The organism is Erwinia sp. SLM-02 (genome assembly GCF_037450285.1).
GTDB lineage: Bacteria > Pseudomonadota > Gammaproteobacteria > Enterobacterales > Enterobacteriaceae > Erwinia.
Map to the genome: position 1 here is coordinate 1,177,389 of NZ_JAQISN010000001.1, position 15,738 is coordinate 1,193,126.

The 15,738-nt window shown below is 63.4% G+C and carries 11 protein-coding genes; all 11 read left to right on the forward strand.

Going from position 1 to position 15,738, the window contains the following annotated elements; all coding sequences use genetic code 11:
- Window positions 1–15 precede the first annotated feature (15 nt).
- The 11 genes from nirB to PGH32_RS05510 all read left to right on the forward strand — a co-directional run bounded on the left by nirB (window position 16) and on the right by PGH32_RS05510 (window position 15,737).
- Complete coding sequence (nirB, locus tag PGH32_RS05460) at window positions 16–4,218, forward strand: nitrite reductase large subunit NirB (protein WP_337893417.1); 4,203 nt, start codon at window positions 16–18, stop codon at window positions 4,216–4,218.
- On the forward strand, window positions 4,215–6,884 hold the full coding sequence (locus PGH32_RS05465) for a nitrate reductase (protein WP_337893418.1): 2,670 nt from the start codon (window positions 4,215–4,217) through the stop codon (window positions 6,882–6,884). The genes nirB and PGH32_RS05465 overlap by 4 nt, the downstream gene beginning before the upstream one ends.
- Before the next feature lie 23 nt (window positions 6,885–6,907).
- On the forward strand, window positions 6,908–7,756 hold the full coding sequence (cobA, locus tag PGH32_RS05470) for a uroporphyrinogen-III C-methyltransferase (protein WP_443112768.1): 849 nt from the start codon (window positions 6,908–6,910) through the stop codon (window positions 7,754–7,756).
- Between the two features lie 363 nt (window positions 7,757–8,119).
- Window positions 8,120–8,803: a response regulator transcription factor gene (locus PGH32_RS05475; RefSeq protein ID WP_314422196.1), complete on the forward strand. Its 684-nt coding sequence runs from the start codon at window positions 8,120–8,122 to the stop codon at window positions 8,801–8,803.
- A gap of 2 nt (window positions 8,804–8,805) precedes the next feature.
- Window positions 8,806–10,269 carry a sensor histidine kinase gene (locus tag PGH32_RS05480; RefSeq protein WP_314422192.1) on the forward strand — a complete coding sequence of 488 codons (1,464 nt, stop codon included), beginning with the start codon at window positions 8,806–8,808 and terminating at the stop codon, window positions 10,267–10,269.
- 359 nt (window positions 10,270–10,628) lie between these two features.
- Window positions 10,629–10,832, forward strand: coding sequence for a Flp family type IVb pilin (locus tag PGH32_RS05485; RefSeq protein ID WP_314422185.1), 204 nt, complete (start codon window positions 10,629–10,631; stop codon window positions 10,830–10,832).
- Window positions 10,832–11,389, forward strand: a complete 558-nt coding sequence (locus PGH32_RS05490; protein WP_337893420.1) for an A24 family peptidase — start codon at window positions 10,832–10,834, stop codon at window positions 11,387–11,389. The genes PGH32_RS05485 and PGH32_RS05490 overlap by 1 nt, the downstream gene beginning before the upstream one ends.
- 32 nt (window positions 11,390–11,421) lie before the next feature.
- Window positions 11,422–12,327, forward strand: a complete 906-nt coding sequence (gene cpaB, locus PGH32_RS05495; RefSeq protein ID WP_314422179.1) for a Flp pilus assembly protein CpaB — start codon at window positions 11,422–11,424, stop codon at window positions 12,325–12,327.
- 62 nt (window positions 12,328–12,389) lie between these two features.
- The gene (locus PGH32_RS05500) at window positions 12,390–13,835 is read left to right on the forward strand and encodes a type II and III secretion system protein family protein (RefSeq protein ID WP_337893421.1); all 1,446 of its coding nucleotides are present in this window, start codon (window positions 12,390–12,392) and stop codon (window positions 13,833–13,835) included.
- Window positions 13,836–13,847: 12 nt separating this feature from the next.
- Window positions 13,848–14,513 carry a CpaD family pilus assembly lipoprotein gene (locus tag PGH32_RS05505; protein WP_337893422.1) on the forward strand — a complete coding sequence of 222 codons (666 nt, stop codon included), beginning with the start codon at window positions 13,848–13,850 and terminating at the stop codon, window positions 14,511–14,513.
- A gap of 15 nt (window positions 14,514–14,528) precedes the next feature.
- The gene (locus PGH32_RS05510) at window positions 14,529–15,737 is read left to right on the forward strand and encodes an AAA family ATPase (protein ID WP_337893423.1); all 1,209 of its coding nucleotides are present in this window, start codon (window positions 14,529–14,531) and stop codon (window positions 15,735–15,737) included.
- The last annotated feature ends 1 nt before the right edge of the window (window position 15,738 follow it).

Here is a 15,738-nt window from a genome sequence, read left to right on the forward strand (position 1 = left end):
GGCGGGATACGCGCAATGGAGAAACTCACCCTGATAGTGGTTGGCAACGGTATGGCGGGCGCACGGCTGGTGGAGCAGCTGTGCGAACGCGCGCCGGGGCGCTGGCGCATCCTGATCGTTGGCGAGGAGCCGCAGCCCGCCTATAACCGCATCCAGCTGACCCCGGTGCTGTCCGGTGAGAAACGTTTTGAAGACATCATCACCCACGACGCGCAGTGGTATGCGTCGCATGACGTCACGTTAATCGCCGGTGCGCCGGTCACGGCGATCGACCGCGCCGCCCGTCGGGTGAGCGTCGGCGATCGAACGCTGGCCTATGACCATCTGGTGCTGTCCACCGGCTCGCGGGCGTTTATGCCGCCGCTGCCGGGGGACGATCTGCCCGGCATCCACGGCTTTCGCGATATGCGGGATGTGGAAAGCATTCTCAGCGCTGACGTCACCGGGCAGCCTGCGGTGGTGATCGGCGGCGGCGTATTAGGCGTGGAAGCCGCCGCGGCGCTGGCGCTGCGTGGGATGCGGGTCAGCCTGCTGCACCGGGGACCGCATCTGATGGACGCCCAGCTGGATGCGCATACCGCCGAACTGCTGCAGGCCAGCCTGGCGGCGCGCGGCATCGCCACGCTTTTGCGGGCGCCGACCGCTGCCTATGTCGGTGACCTTTCCGGCCACGTGCGGGCGGTGGCGCTGCGCGACGGTCGCGAGATCCCGGCGCAGCGCGTGGTGGTGGCCGCCGGTGTGCGGCCCGAGATCGCCCTGGCACAGGCCGCCGGGCTGGCCTGCGATCGCGGCATTCTGGTCAGCGAGACGCTGCACACCTCCGACCCGGCGATTTCCGCCATCGGTGAATGCTGCCAGCAGGGGCAGCTCACCGTCGGCCTGGTCGCCCCGTGCTGGCAGCAGGCCGACGCGCTGGCCGCCCGTCTGGCCGGGGAGCCGATCGCGGCGGCCACCACCCGGACGCTGGCGCTGCGCCTGAAGGTCACCGGCATCGATCTGTTCTGCGCCGGCGAGCTGCACGGCGGCGAGGGCGCGCAGATCCACAGTGCATCCAATCCGCTGGACGGCCATTACCGCCGCCTGCTGCTGCGCGATAACCGGCTGGAAGGCGTGGTGCTATGGGGCGATATCAGCGATGGCCCGGACTATCTGGCCCGCATTAACCACACCGATTTTCCGCAGACGCCACCGAGCGTCTTCAGTCCCGGCGATGAACCGGCCGATTCCGGCCTGCCGCCGGTTAAATCAGAACAGTTGCCCGGCGAGGCAACGAGGAGCAAAGCAATGTCGAAACCCGTATTAGTGATGGCCGGACACGGCATGGTTGGACACCATTTCCTGCAGCAGCTGGTGGAGCGCGAGCTGCATTTGCAGTATCAGATCGTGGTGTTTGCGGAAGAGAACGTCCCGGCCTATGACCGGGTGCACCTTTCCGAGTATTTCTCCGGGCGCAGTGCGGAATCGCTGTCGATGGTGACCGGCGGCTTCTTTGAAGCCAGCGGCATTGAACTGCGGCTGGGCCACTGCATCGGCCATATCGATACCCGCCACCGTTTTGTTGTTGACCACCAGGGCCGGCAGACCGCATACGACGTGCTGGTGCTGGCCACCGGTTCGTATCCGTTTGTGCCGCCGATCCCGGGCAACGATGCGCCGGGCTGCCTGGTGTACCGCACGCTGGACGATCTGGCGGCGATCCAGTCCTGCGCCGCCAGCGGGAAAACCGGCGTGGTGGTCGGCGGTGGCCTGCTGGGGCTGGAAGCGGCCAATGCCCTGAAGCACCTCGGCCTGCAAACCCACGTGGTGGAGTTCGCCCCCCGGCTGATGGGCGTGCAGCTGGATGAAGGCGGATCGGCGATGCTGCGGCGCAAAATTGAAGCGCTGGATGTGCAGGTACATACCGGCAAGGAAACGTGCGCCATCGTCGCCGGAGACGCCGGGGGCTATCGCATGGAGTTCGCCGACGGCAGCCATCTGGATACCGATCTGGTGCTGTTTTCCGCCGGTATTCGCCCCCGCGACCAGCTGGCGAGAGAGTGCGGACTGGAGGTCGGGCCGCGCGGCGGGATTGTGATTAACGATTGCTGCCGCACCTCCGACCCGGCGATTTATGCCATCGGCGAATGCGCGCTGTGGAACGGGCAGATTTTTGGCCTGGTTGCCCCCGGCTACCAGATGGCGCGCACCCTGGCCGACACGCTTTTGGGTAGCGACGTGGCCTTTAAAGGCGCGGATATGAGCACCAAACTGAAGCTGCTGGGCGTGGAGGTGGCGTCGGTGGGCGATGCGCACGGCCGCACGCCGGGTAGCCAGAGCTACAGCTGGGTGGACGGCCCGGCGGAAGTGTACAAAAAAATCGTCGTGTCGGAGGACAAAAAGCGCCTGCTCGGCGCGGTGCTGGTCGGCGACAGCAGCGAATACAGCACGCTGTTGCAGATGATGCTCAACGATATGCCGCTGCCCGCCAGCCCGGAATCCCTGATCCTGCCCGCCGGTTCCGGCGCGGCCCCGCAGACGCTGGGCGTGGCGGCGCTGCCGGACGGTGCGCAAATCTGCTCCTGCCATAACGTCAGCAAATCGGATATCTGTGACGCGGTGAAGGGCGGCTGTGGTGATATGGCGGCGGTTAAAGCCTGCACCAAAGCGGCAACCGGCTGCGGCGGCTGCGCGGCGCTGACCAAACAGGTGATGGAGTTCGCGCTGACCGAAATGGGCGTGGAGGTGAAAAAAGACATCTGCGAGCACTTTGCCTTCTCCCGCCAGGAAATCTATCACCTGGTGCGTGCGGGCAACATCCGCAGCTTTGAGGAACTGATCCATAAGCACGGCCAGGGCAGCGGCTGTGAAATCTGCAAGCCGCTGGCCGGATCGATCCTGGCCTCCTGCTGGAACGACTACCTGCTCAAGCCGCAGCACCTGCCACTGCAGGACACCAACGACCGCTACTTCGCCAACATTCAGAAAGACGGCACCTATTCCGTGGTGCCGCGCATTCCCGCCGGTGAAATCACCCCCGACGGGCTGATTGCCATCGGTCAGGTTGCCAAGCGCTATAACCTCTATACCAAAATTACCGGCGGGCAGCGGGTGGACCTGTTCGGCGCGCGGCTGGAGCAGCTGCCGGAGATCTGGCAACTGCTGGTCGATGCCGGGTTTGAAACCGGCCACGCCTACGGCAAATCGCTGCGCACGGTGAAGTCCTGCGTGGGATCCAGCTGGTGCCGCTACGGCGTGCAGGACTCTACCGGTCTGGCCCTGCGGCTGGAGAACCGCTACAAGGGCCTGCGTTCGCCGCATAAGATCAAAATGGCCGTTTCGGGCTGCACCCGCGAGTGTGCCGAGGCGCAGAGCAAGGACGTGGGGGTGATCGCCACCGAAAAGGGCTGGAACCTCTACGTCTGCGGCAACGGCGGCATGAAGCCGCGCCACGCCGATCTGCTGGCGCAGGACATGAGCACCGAGGATCTGATCCGCACCGTGGATCGCTTCCTGATGTTTTACGTGCGCACTGCCGACCGCCTGCAGCGCACCAGCACCTGGATGGATAATCTGGAGGGTGGCCTCGACTATCTGCGGCAGGTGGTGCTGGAAGACAGCCTGCACATCGGCGCAGAGCTGGAAAGCGAGATGGACGCGGTGGTCGGCACCTACCAGTGCGAATGGCAGACCACGCTGGCGGAACCGGACCGGCTGGCGCTGTTCCGTCCGTTCGTCAACAGTACGGAACTGGATGAGGCGGTGGTAATGGTCACCGAGCGCCAGCAGATCCGCCCGGCAACGTCGCAGGAGCGCGGCGAACTCTCCTCCGGCGCGGTTATCCCGCCGGTGGGTGCGGTACAGGGCTGGGTGGAGCTGTGCGACCTGCAGGCGATCCCGCCCAATGCCGGTATGGCGGCGCGGCTGGCGAACCGGCAGATTGCGCTGTTCCACCTGCCGGCGCATCCGCAGCAGGTTTTCGCCCTGAGCAATCACGAGCCGGACAGCGACGCCAACGTGCTGGCCCGTGGGCTGGTGGGGGACGTGAAGGGCGAACCGGTGGTGATCTCCCCGCTGTACAAACAGCGCTTCCGCCTGCACGACGGTCACAGCGTGGACGGCGGCCCGTCGGCGCTCAGCGTCTGGCCGGTTAAGGTGGAAAACGGCCGCGTCTGGGTGCAGGAACTGCCGGTCGCGGCGGCGGTGAAAACCGCGGAGATCATCGCGACGGTCAGCGTATGAAATCGACCCCGACGATACCGACGCAGACCACCTGCGCCTACTGCGGCGTCGGGTGCGGCGTCAGCATGCAGCCGCAGGGCGACGGCTTCAGCGCCAGCGGTATCACAACCCATCCCGCTAATCTGGGGCGGCTGTGCGTCAAGGGCAGCGCCCTGGGGGAAACGCTGGATCTGCAGGGGCGGCTGCTGCAGCCGGAGATCGACCGCCGGCCGGTCAGCTGGGCGCAGGCGCTGGATGCGGTAGCGGAGCGCTTGAGGGCGATTATTGCCGAACATGGCCCGCAGGCGGTGGCGTTTTACGGCTCCGGCCAGCTGCTGACCGAGGATTACTACGTTGCCAACAAACTGATGAAGGGCTTTATCGGCGCGGGAAATATGGATACCAATTCGCGGCTGTGTATGGCCTCCGCCGTGGTGGGCTACAAGCGGGCGTTCGGGGCCGATGCGGTGCCGTGCCGCTATCAGGATCTGGAGCAGGCCGACTGCGTGCTGTTAACCGGTTCGAACACCGCGTGGGCGCATCCGGTGGCCTGGCAGCGGCTGGCCCAGGCGAAGAAAGCGCGGCCGGGAATGCGGATTATCGTGATCGATCCGCGCCAGACCGCCACCTGCGACATCGCCGATATGCACCTGGCGCTGCGCCCCGGCAGCGACGCCGCGCTGTTCTGCGGTGCGCTGCAGGCGATGGCGGAGCGCGGCAGGCTGGATAATGCATTTCTGCAGCAGCATACGCAGGGTGCAGAAGAAACGCTGCGGGCGGCGGGCGAGTGGACGCTGGCGCGCACCGCCGAATTCTGCGGCCTGGCGGAGGCGCAGCTGCGGGACTTTTACCAGCTGATCGGCGACAGCGAACGGCTGGTCACGCTCTATTCCATGGGCATTAACCAGTCCAGCTCCGGGGTGGATAAATGCAACGCCATCATCAATCTGCATCTGGCCACCGGCCAGGTTGGCCGCGAGGGCTGCGGACCGTTTTCGATAACCGGTCAGCCGAATGCCATGGGCGGGCGGGAAGTGGGCGGGCTGGCGAATCAGCTGGCGTGCCATATGGGCTTTACCCCGCAGGAAATCAGCCGGGTGGGGCGCTTTTGGGGAAGTGACAATGTCACGAAATCGGCCGGGCTGAACGCGGTGGACCTGTTCCGGGCGGTGGAAGCGGGGCAGATCAAGGCGGTATGGATTATGGGCACCAATCCGCTGGTGTCGCTGCCGGATGCTGACCGGGTGCGGGCCGGGCTGGCACGCTGCCCGCTGGTGATTGTCTCCGATATTATGCGCGACACCGATACCACCCGCGTGGCGCATATCTGCCTGCCCGCGCTGGGCTGGGGTGAGAAAAACGGCACGGTGACCAATTCGGAACGCTGCATCTCGCGCCAGCGGGGATTTTTACCCGCGCCGGGCGAGGCAAAACCGGACTGGTGGATCCTCAGCCAGGTGGCGCAGCGGTTAGGGTTTGCTGAAGCCTTTCGCTACCGACACCCGGCAGAGATCTTTCGCGAGCACGCGGCGCTCTCGGGCTTTGAAAACCACGGGTCACGGGCGTTTGATATCAGCGGCCTGGCAAATCTGTCCAACACAGAGTGGGACGGCCTGCAGCCGGTGCAGTGGCCGGTTAACGCGCTTCACCCGCAGGGCACGGCCCGGCTGTTCACCGATAACCGCTTTTACCATCCCGACGGCAAAGCCCGTCTTATTCCGATCACGCCGCGCCTGCCGCTGAACAGACCGGACGACGCGTACCCGCTGGTGATGAACACCGGCCGGGTGCGCGACCAGTGGCACACCATGACCCGCACCGGCAAATCGGCGCGGCTGATGCAGCATATCAGCGAACCGTTTTGCCAGTTTCACCCCGATGACGCGCCGCAGATCCGCGGCGGCGATCTGCTGCGCGTCTCCTCCTCGCACGGCTGGCTGCTGCTGCGGGCGCAGCCGGACCCGCTGCAGCCGCGCGGCAGCGTGTTTGTGCCGATGCACTGGAACAGCCAGTTCAGCCAGCAGGCGCGGGTCGATGCGCTGATCGAAGCCCACGTCGATCCGCTGTCCGGGCAGCCGGAAAGCAAACATATGCCGGTCAGCCTGCGCCGCTGGCGCACCGCGTGGCAGGCCGAACTGTTCGTGCGCGGCGAAAACACCGCGCCGCCGGTGACCCCGTACTGGAGCCGGATTACTCAGCCGGGGGTTAGCCACTTTACCCTCGCGGATTCGTCACGGCCCGCAGACTGGCTGGCGTGGCTGAACGAGCAGTACGCTACCGACGGCTGCCTCTGCCAGACCGCCGATCTGGGCGACGACGGCTTCAGCCTGCTGGCCTGGGCCGGGGGCGAATTACAGCTGGCGTTTTATGCCCGCCTCAAAGCGCCGTCCGTCGATCGGCAGGCGGTGGTGGCCGCCTTCAGCGCACCGCCGCAGACAGCAGCACAGCGACTGGCGCTGCTGGCAGGTCGTGCGGGTACGGATAAACCGGCATCCGGTGCCATCATCTGCAGCTGCTTTTCCATCGGCGAGATCCCGATTGCCGACGCCGTGCGGCAGGGCTGCCACAGCGTGCAGCAGCTCGGTGACGCACTCAAATGCGGCACCAACTGCGGATCCTGCATTCCCGAACTCAAAAAAATCATTGCCGTTCAGCTCAGCACGCTGACGGCGGGAGGGGCCAAATGAATACGCTTGAACACGCTTTACAGATGCAGCAACTGGCGAACGTTCTGGCCGCAGGCGACCGGCGGCAGCCCGTGCGCGGCGGCGAAGTGTGGCTGGTCGGTGCGGGGCCGGGCGACGTTGAACTGCTGACCCTGAAGGCGCTGCGGGCCATCCAGCAGGCGGACGTGGTGGTGTTTGACCGGCTGGTTTCCCCGCCGGTGATGGCGCTGATCCCGGATGAAACGCTGTGCATTGACGTCGGTAAATCAATGCGCAATCACACCCTCGGGCAGGATGAGATCAATCAGCTACTGGTCGACCTGGCGCAGGCCGGTCACCGGGTGGTGCGGCTGAAAGGGGGCGATCCCTTTGTGTTTGGCCGCGGCGGGGAGGAGATGGCGCACTGCCAGCGGTACGGCGTGCCGTGCCATATCGTGCCGGGCATTACCGCGGCGATGGGCTGTGCGGCGGCCAGCGGCATTCCGCTGACCCATCGCGATCTGGCCCAGTCGGTGCGCTTTGTTACCGGCCACGGCGCGCAGGGCGAACCGGACGTCGACTGGTCGGCGCTGGCCTCGGCGCGGCAGACGCTGGTGTTTTATATGGGCCTCACCCACAGCGAGCACATCAGCCAGCGGCTGATGGCTCATGGGCTGTCGGCGACCACCCCGGTGGCGGTGATCGAACGCGGCACCCAGCCGGAGCAGCGGGTGCTGACCGCCACGCTGGGTTCGCTGGCGCTCACCGTCACCCGGGAAAAGGTGAAAACGCCTGCGCTGCTGATCGTCGGAGAGGTGGTGAACATGTATCAGGGAGAGAGCCGTCGGCACTCACGGCAGACTCCGCCTTGCCGCGGAAAACAGAGTGAACGCCCGCTCCTGACGGTGGGTTGAGGGGTTACGCCCGCTCACCGCGTCTTCACCCTCAGCGCTGCCGCCGCTGAGGGCCATGCCCAGGTAACTCTCCGCCAGCATTAAATTTCGTTAAGGTTACGGCGTTCACCCGAACGCCGTTTGCTCTCATTCCTTGCCCGCCGCGGCCTGCACCCCGACTCCTCCGCTGTGCAAACGTTTACACAGGCATTGCAAATATCTTGTAATCAAATGATAATGATTGTTATTATCTGTTAGAGTATTTAGTCGGTTGTTACCGGCCGCCTCCCTTCCCGAGCAGTAAAGTAATAACCGATTTATTTTAATAACAAGTACCTGCATTCAGCGGGCGGGCTGAAAGAAAGTGCAGTTCAGGGGAATTTTATGCGCGTTTTAGTGGTTGATGATGATTCCACGCTTTGCCAGTGGCTGAGTGAGAAATTACACGCCCACGGACACTCCTGTCGTCTGGTTCACGACGGCGCGTTAGCGCTGGAGGCGATAGAGCAGGAGGTCTATGACGTGGTTCTGCTCGATCGTATGCTGCCCGGAATGGACGGCTTCAGCGTCCTGCGCGCGCTGCAGGGCCGCCAGCACCCGCCGGTGATGCTGCTGTCGGCGCTCGATCGCGATATCGATCGGGTGATGGGCCTGGAGCTGGGGGCCGAGGACTACATGGGCAAGCCGTTCAATATGAACGAGCTGCGCCTGCGGCTCGATATCATCGTCGGCCGCGACAAGCGCCGCAGCGAGCACAGCCAGGTGCTGACCTTTGCCGATCTGAAAGTTGACTGCCTGCAGCGCTCCGCGTGGCGCGGCGGCAAGCGCATCGACCTGACCGATAAAGAGATCAAGCTGCTGATGCTGCTGATGGAGCATCCCGGTAAAGTGCTCAGCCGTACCCTGCTGCTGGAGCGGGTCTGGGGCTATCAGTTCGACCCGCAGACCAACCTGATAGACGTACACCTGTCCAAGCTGCGTGCCAAGATCGACAAGGGCTTTTCGCTGCCGCTGATCCGCACCCTGCGCTCGGTAGGTTACTGCCTGGGTGAAGTGGAGAAGAGGTAAGGGTGTCGTCAGTTAACAATCTGCGCGAGTCCGGCCTGCGCCTGCGCCTTTTCCGCCGCCGGGCGCTGATGAAGCTGCATCAGTGGCAGGCGATTCTCGCCAACTACGATCCGGCGTTCCTGTCGACCTCGAATTTTCGCCAGGCTATCGCCATCGCCTATCTGTTTATGATGATGATGCTGGGCTGTATCGTGGGCGTCAGTGTGCTAAGCGAGTCACTGTTGCGCACCCACGTGCATGATATTATCACCAACGATATCTACAGCTATTCCGCCAAATCGCGGCTGAAGAGCAGCGAAAGCCTGGTGGAATTTCTGCGCCAGGAGCGCGACGAACAGAGCGGCGAGCTGCCGATGGTGATGGTGCTGGCCGCCGACGGGGCGATGATCTATCACAACGCGCCGATGATGCCCGCGCGCGGCCACTGCGGCATGGATATTGAATGCCTGAAGGGGCTGCTGGGCGTGGCGGGCAGCAATCAGGTGATTGCGCTGGCGGTGCGGCTGGACGACGGTGCGACGTTCTTTCGCGCGTACAATATTGTGCCGATGCTGGAGCGGCTGCGCACCATCCCGCTGGTGGCCGGAGCCGGGGTGTTTATCCTGCTGATGTGCTGCCTGCTGGTCAGCAGCCGGTTCAGCCAGCGCAACCTCAACAGCGTGCGGCAAATCCGCGAGGCGCTGCGCCGTTACAGCACCGGCGAGCAGCAGGTGAGGATGCCGGTTTCACCGTGGGGCAACGATTTTGACGGGCTGTGCACCGATATCAACCAGAACCTGGAGCGCATCGATCGCCTGATGGATCAGGTGCGCAGCACCGCCGGGCACGTGGCGCACGAACTGCGCACGCCGCTGACGCATCTGCAGAACCGGCTGTTCAGCCTCGGCGAACGTGACGATCTCAGCGGCAGCGTGCGGCGCGAGATCGACGCGGCCACCACCGAAGTACAGGACGTGCTGGCGCTGTTTCGCAACGTGATGCGCATTGGTGAAATTGAAAGCGGGCGCTGCGTGCACCAGTTTGAATCCTTCAGCGCGCAGGATCTGCTGAACGATTTAGCCGAATACTATCAGCCGCTGGCGGAAGAGAAGCAGTGCTCGCTGGCGGTGGAACTGAACGCCCCGATGCCGCTGTTTGGCGACCGGGCGCTGGTGTTCCAGGCAATGGCGAATCTGATTGAAAATTCGCTGAAGTACGCCGCGGAACGCGGACGGATCACCCTCAGCGTCCAGCTGCATCGCGGCTGGCTGGCGCTGGTGGTGGCGGATCTGGGGCCGGGTATTGCACCGGGACAGTATTCGCGGGCGACGGAACGCTTTGAACGACTGGGGCAGGACGGTACGCACAGTGGTTTTGGGCTCGGACTTTCGCTGGTAAAAGCGATAGCCGAATTACATCATGGTAAACTCTATTTTGGATCTGCCGATCCCGGGCTGGTGGTCTATTTGTGTCTTAATCGCAGCTAGTGATGGATTTCTCCAGGAAAGTCTTAGCATCAATCTGGCTATTTTTATGCCGTTTGTTTTATGTGTAATATTATTTACCATTAAGAATTATTAATTCTCCCTCTGCGCGCAGGGAATTATTCCCTGCGCGTAAATCCTTATAAAGTATAATCCCTTCTTCACGTCAGGTTTTATTTTGTGGTGCAACGTTTTTTGCCGCGTAAATTACGGCTGTTCCGGCAAGAAAATAGCGAAAATTAACGTATCTTAATCTTCGGTATCTTGTTGTTCGTGAGAATAAGTCTCATTATTGACGCCTCTGATTGTCCTTCTGCCGTGGCACAAGGCAACCTAATAACCTGAAAGAGAGTAGCGGAATAATGAAACTGTTAAGTGCAAAACTGCGCGCCTTTTTCCATGATGAAAGCGGCGTAACGGCCATTGAATACGGCATCCTCGCGGCGGCGATGGCGGCAGCGATTGCGGCCATCTTCGGCGATGACGGTATTTTTGTTAAGGCGCTGAACGACAAGTTTACCCAGATTGCCGATCAGATCACCGGATCCGGCACCACCACCAAATAATGGCGATACAGTCAGGCCTACAGATTGCCTGGTATGTCCTGCTGGCTGTCGGTTTGCTGTGGTGCGTGACTAGCGACCTGCTGGCGCGGCGTATTCCTAACCGCGCCGTGATGCTGTTGCTGCTGGGCTTTCTGGCGCTTTGCGCGCTGGCGGCTGAGGGAATAGCCGGTCCGCTGCCGCGTATTTCAGGTTCACTGCTGCAGGCGTTACCCGGTGCCGGTCTGGTATTTGTGGTGGGCTTTGCGATGTTTCTGACCGGCCGCCTGGGGGCCGGAGATGTGAAGTTGATGAGCGTGCTCTGCCTCTGGGTGGGTTACGGGCACCAGACGCGATTTGTGATGATCACCGCGATAGCGGGTGGGGTACTGGCGCTGGCGCTGCCGCTGCTGAATACCTTAACCACCGGCATTGCGTTGTTTATTGAGCGACTGAACAGCAACCTGCGGATAAATATTACGCCGCCGCCGGTATTACCCGATGAGTTATCGCGGGGTATTCCTTACGGAATTGCCATTGCATTTGGTGCGGCTTATATCCTTATTTGGCCTCAGTTCTGAATAAAAGAGTCTGAAGCGGTAAATATAAAAAAATGAAAATTAATTCAACGGTATTATTAGCCGGGGCGCTAATGGCTGCCGGAGTGGTGGCGCTGCTCGTTCGCAGCCAGCTCTCTGCGCCGGTGGTTAAACAGGCACCCAAGGCACCAGTGGAAAAAACCGCGGTATTAGTTGCCGCGCGCGATCTCTCCCCGGGTGATTTTATCGACCCCTCTGCTCTGCGCTGGGAAGAAACGGCGGAAGCCGTTTCCCGCTCATTCTATTTTGTCAGCGGTAAAGACCAGGAAAATAAACTGTTCGGCGCCACGCTGCGCGAACGTATTCCGGCAGGAACGCGCCTGAGCAGTAATATGCTGGTGCGTCCGAACGAGCCTGGCTTTGTGGCCGCCGTGCTGCATCCGGGCATGCGCGCAATCTCTATCCCCACCAGCGCCGTGGCCAGCAACTCCGGTCTGGTTTCCGCCGGCGATCGGGTGGATGTGATCCTCAGCCTGCGCCGTGATGAACAAGCGCAGCCCGCGCCGACGGCCGCTGCGCCGGTGGTGGTGCCGATGCTGGCCGCGCAGACCGTGGCGCGCAATCTGCGGGTGCTGGCGATGAACAGCCAGACCGACACCGACGTGCGTCCGCGCCAGGACGTTGACGGCGACGCGACGGGCAAAAACGCCCCGGCACGGCCGCGCAACCCGGTCTACCAAACCGTCACCGTGGAAGCCACGCCGCAGCAGGCGGAGGTGCTTGCCGTGGCGAAAGAGGTTGGCCTGCTGCAGCTGGCCCTGCGCAGCCCGGTAGAATCGGATGACGATGCCGATGCGGGACCGTCCACGGTCACTCGCCTGGCGGATACCACCCGTATTTACGGTGGCTTGCAGGGCAATGTGAAGGTGAAAACGTTCCGGGCGGATAAGCAGGACGTGCAGCAGTTCCCGGCAAGATGACCGCGTACTGCCGCAGCCTGCGGCGGTACGGATGAGATAATCCCAGTCACGGATATTCCTAAATGAAGATGAAACCTACCGACTTTTGCCGCCGCCCGGCTGGCAAACGATTGCTGACGGCCCTCAGCTGGCTGTTAGCCACCCTGGCGCTGCCGGCGGCGGCGGTCACCCAGATTGATGCCACCAGCGAGATCCACCTTAACGTGCATCAGGGCCGCATGCTGCAGCTGGATGAAGTCCCGGACAGCGTGCTGGTTGCCGATCCGGAAATCGCCAGCTTTGAACTGCCGTCTCCCGGCAACGTATTCGTCTATGCCAAAACCGTCGGCACCACCACGCTGTATGCGATGGACGCCGACGGCCAGGTGATCGGCGCGATCCGCCTGGTGGCCGAGCACGACCTCGCTGCGCTGAAGGAGCGCCTGCGCCGTGAGTTCCCGGATGCGCAGATCCAGCTGGAAGCGTCGATACCCAGCGGCGTGATCGTGCGCGGCAGCGTGGAAACCCCACAGGATGCCAAGAAAGTCATCGACAGCGTGCAGGCGTGGATCGGCTCTTCCGGCGGCGCGGGTGGCGGTGGACAAGGCGGGCAGGGCGGTGGTGCCGGCGGCGGCGGTGGTTCAGGCAATTCGCAGCCTGGCTCCAGCACCACCTCCCCTAACGTGGTCAACCAGCTCAAAGTGCGCACCCCATCGCAGATCAACATCCGCGTTCGCGTGGTGGAAGTCTCCCGCAAGCTGACCCACGAACTGGGCTTTAACTGGGATGCCTCATTAAATCGCGGCGGCAACAGCTTCGGCTTCGGCAGCGGCGCGCTGACCGACTTCTTCAGCGCCACCAGTAACACCTTCACCCGCGAAGGCGGCAGCGGCATCCTCGGCTACAGCAGCACCGGCAGCGACGGCTCGCTGAGCACGCTGCTCTCGGCGATGAACTCACAGGGGCTGGCCTCGGTGCTTGCCGAACCCAACCTGACGGCGATGTCCGGTGAAACCGCGGCGTTTGCCGCCGGGGGCGAGGTGCCGATTGTGCTGGTGACCGGCAACAGCATCAGCATCGATTACAAATCCTACGGGGTGATCCTGCGCATGACGCCGACCCTGCTGTCGGGCAACCGCATCAGCCTGCATATTGCGCCGGAAGTCAGCGAGCTGACCTCGGTCGGATCGGTCCAGCTGGAAGGCGGCTCCACCATTCCTGCCCTCACCGTGCGCCGTGCCGACACTACCGTCGAACTGGCCAGCGGTCAGAGCTTCGCCCTCGCCGGGATGCTGCGCAGCAGCAACAGCCAGACGGTCGACGGCGTGCCGGGTCTGTCATCGATTCCGGTGGTGGGCCGCATGTTTGAGAAAGAATCGACCAGCAGCGAAGAAACCGAACTGGTGATCATCGCCACCGCCTACGTGGTTGCCCCGGTGAGCGCCGGACAGCTGCAAACCCCGGGCAGCGGCGTGAAGATGATCGATGCCGTAACTCCTGAATTCGGTGCCGCTGGCTACCTCTACTGACAGGCGATAAACATGAAAACCTCTTCTTTATTTACCCTGCGCCTGAGCGGCATGGCGCTGCTGATGACCACGCTGGTCGCCTGTAGCGACCGCGATATCAGCGCCGAACGCATGGCGCGTTTCAATCAGCCGGACCTGGCGGCGGTGAAGGTGAAGCCGTCCTCGCTGGCGGTCAATCTTCAGGTCGATCGCAACGGCCAGGGGCTGACCCCGGAATCGCTGGCGGCGGTCAATCAGCTGCTGAAGCAGCAGGGCAGGCTGGAAAAACAGACCCTGACTCTGACTCCGTGGACCCCGCGCGGCGAGCAGCTGGCGAATCGCCTGGCGAGTGCCCTGCAGAATGCCGGAGCCGACAAGCGCCACGTGCGGGTGATGGGCCGCGTGCCGTCCGCCGGTCGCGGTGGCGATCTGCAGCTGCAGTCGCAGGCGCTGGCGGTCACCAACACCCGCTGCCAGATCAACGACCCCAACCTGCTGATGGTCAAGCCGTATGACGCGGTGGGCTATCTCGGCTGCGCCAACCAGAGCAACCTGGCGCAGATGGTGGCGGATCCGCGCGATCTGATTCAGGCGCGCAGCCTGGATGATGCCGACGGCGCGGTGATCGTCAACAGCATCGAACGCTACCAGCAGAACGAGGTGAAAGACCTCATCGACATTAACTTCGACGAAGATTAACGGAAGGTTAAGCGTATGAGCGAGGCAACGAATTCCGCCCAGCAGGAAGGCGAAGAGTGGGGCACCGGCCTGGTGGCCTTTATCCAGGGCAGCGGGGCGCAAAGCCAGCTGCGTGAAGACCTGGCGCGGCTGAAGCGCAGCGATGCGCAGGTGCTGGCCGGTGGCCTGAGCGCCGCCGCGCAGTGGTGCGAAGTCAACCTGCCGCCGCAGGTGCTGCTGGTGGATCTGGACGGCGAGCCGTGGCCGCTGCCGGCGCTGGAAAGCCTGATGGCGATGTGCGGACCGCAGACGCGCCTGATTGCGCTCGGCGAGGGGCAGGATATCGGCCTGTACCGCGCGCTGCTGCAGCTGGGCGTCACCGACTATCTGGTGAAACCCTGCACCCTCGATCTGCTCTCCTCCACGCTGGCGAAGTGCGACGGCCAGCAGTCCGGCCCGGAATATGCCCGCACCGGGCGCACCGTGGCGGTGGTTGGTGCCAGCGGCGGCGTTGGCACCAGCACCATTGCCGCCGGGCTGGCGCAGCTGATGTCCGGCGAACGGCACCTGCCGGTGGCGCTGGTGGACTTCGATCGTCGCCACGGCGATCAGCTGCTGCTGCAGGGCGTCAGCGAGAGCGGCGGCCTGTCGGCGGTGCTGGAAAGCAGCCAGCTGGATACCCGTCTGCTCCAGCGCGCGATGCTGCAGGTGGATACCCGCCTGCACCTGCTGGCGCAAAAGCCGGAGCTGGGTGAGCTGACGGAACCGGATGCCGACGCGGTGCTGCACCTCGGCGGCAGCCTGTGCCGCATGTTCAATCAGGTGGTGTGGGATCTGCCCGGCTCGTTCCCCAACGGCGCGCTGGATGTGATCTGCTGCGCCGATCTGCGCATTATCGTCACCGAACTGACGGTGCAGGACGCGCGCAACGTCAGGCGCATTATCCAGGCCATCGGCGACGAGAGCGAAGGGCAGCGGCTGATGCTGGTGCACAACCAGAGCCACTATGCCGGAGCCGCGCCGCTGACGCGGGCGCAGTTCGAAGCGCTGGTCGGGCGTCCTGTGGACCTGGTGCTGCCGCATGCCGGTGTCGGACTGGGGCAGAGCCTGAGCCTGGGCGCGCTGGATCTCGCCGCCAGCGGTCCGTTCCGCCAGGCGATGCGCCAGCTGGTGGATCTCGCCTGCGGGCAGCGCCTGCAGCCGGTGAAAAAGAACTGGCTGAACGGCCTGCTCAAGCGCGCCTGAG

Bases quoted from the DNA above. Each gene is read 5' to 3' on its own strand.
- nirB (WP_337893417.1), top strand. From the start codon at position 16: ATGGAGAAACTCACCCTGATAGTGGTTGGCAACGGTATGGCGGGCGCA.
- PGH32_RS05465 (WP_337893418.1), top strand. From the start codon at position 4,215: ATGAAATCGACCCCGACGATACCGACGCAGACCACCTGCGCCTACTGC.
- cobA (WP_443112768.1), top strand. From the start codon at position 6,908: ATGCAGCAACTGGCGAACGTTCTGGCCGCAGGCGACCGGCGGCAGCCC.
- PGH32_RS05475 (WP_314422196.1), top strand. From the start codon at position 8,120: ATGCGCGTTTTAGTGGTTGATGATGATTCCACGCTTTGCCAGTGGCTG.
- PGH32_RS05485 (WP_314422185.1), top strand. From the start codon at position 10,629: ATGAAACTGTTAAGTGCAAAACTGCGCGCCTTTTTCCATGATGAAAGC.
- PGH32_RS05490 (WP_337893420.1), top strand. From the start codon at position 10,832: ATGGCGATACAGTCAGGCCTACAGATTGCCTGGTATGTCCTGCTGGCT.
- cpaB (WP_314422179.1), top strand. From the start codon at position 11,422: ATGAAAATTAATTCAACGGTATTATTAGCCGGGGCGCTAATGGCTGCC.
- PGH32_RS05500 (WP_337893421.1), top strand. From the start codon at position 12,390: ATGAAGATGAAACCTACCGACTTTTGCCGCCGCCCGGCTGGCAAACGA.
- PGH32_RS05505 (WP_337893422.1), top strand. From the start codon at position 13,848: ATGAAAACCTCTTCTTTATTTACCCTGCGCCTGAGCGGCATGGCGCTG.
- PGH32_RS05510 (WP_337893423.1), top strand. From the start codon at position 14,529: ATGAGCGAGGCAACGAATTCCGCCCAGCAGGAAGGCGAAGAGTGGGGC.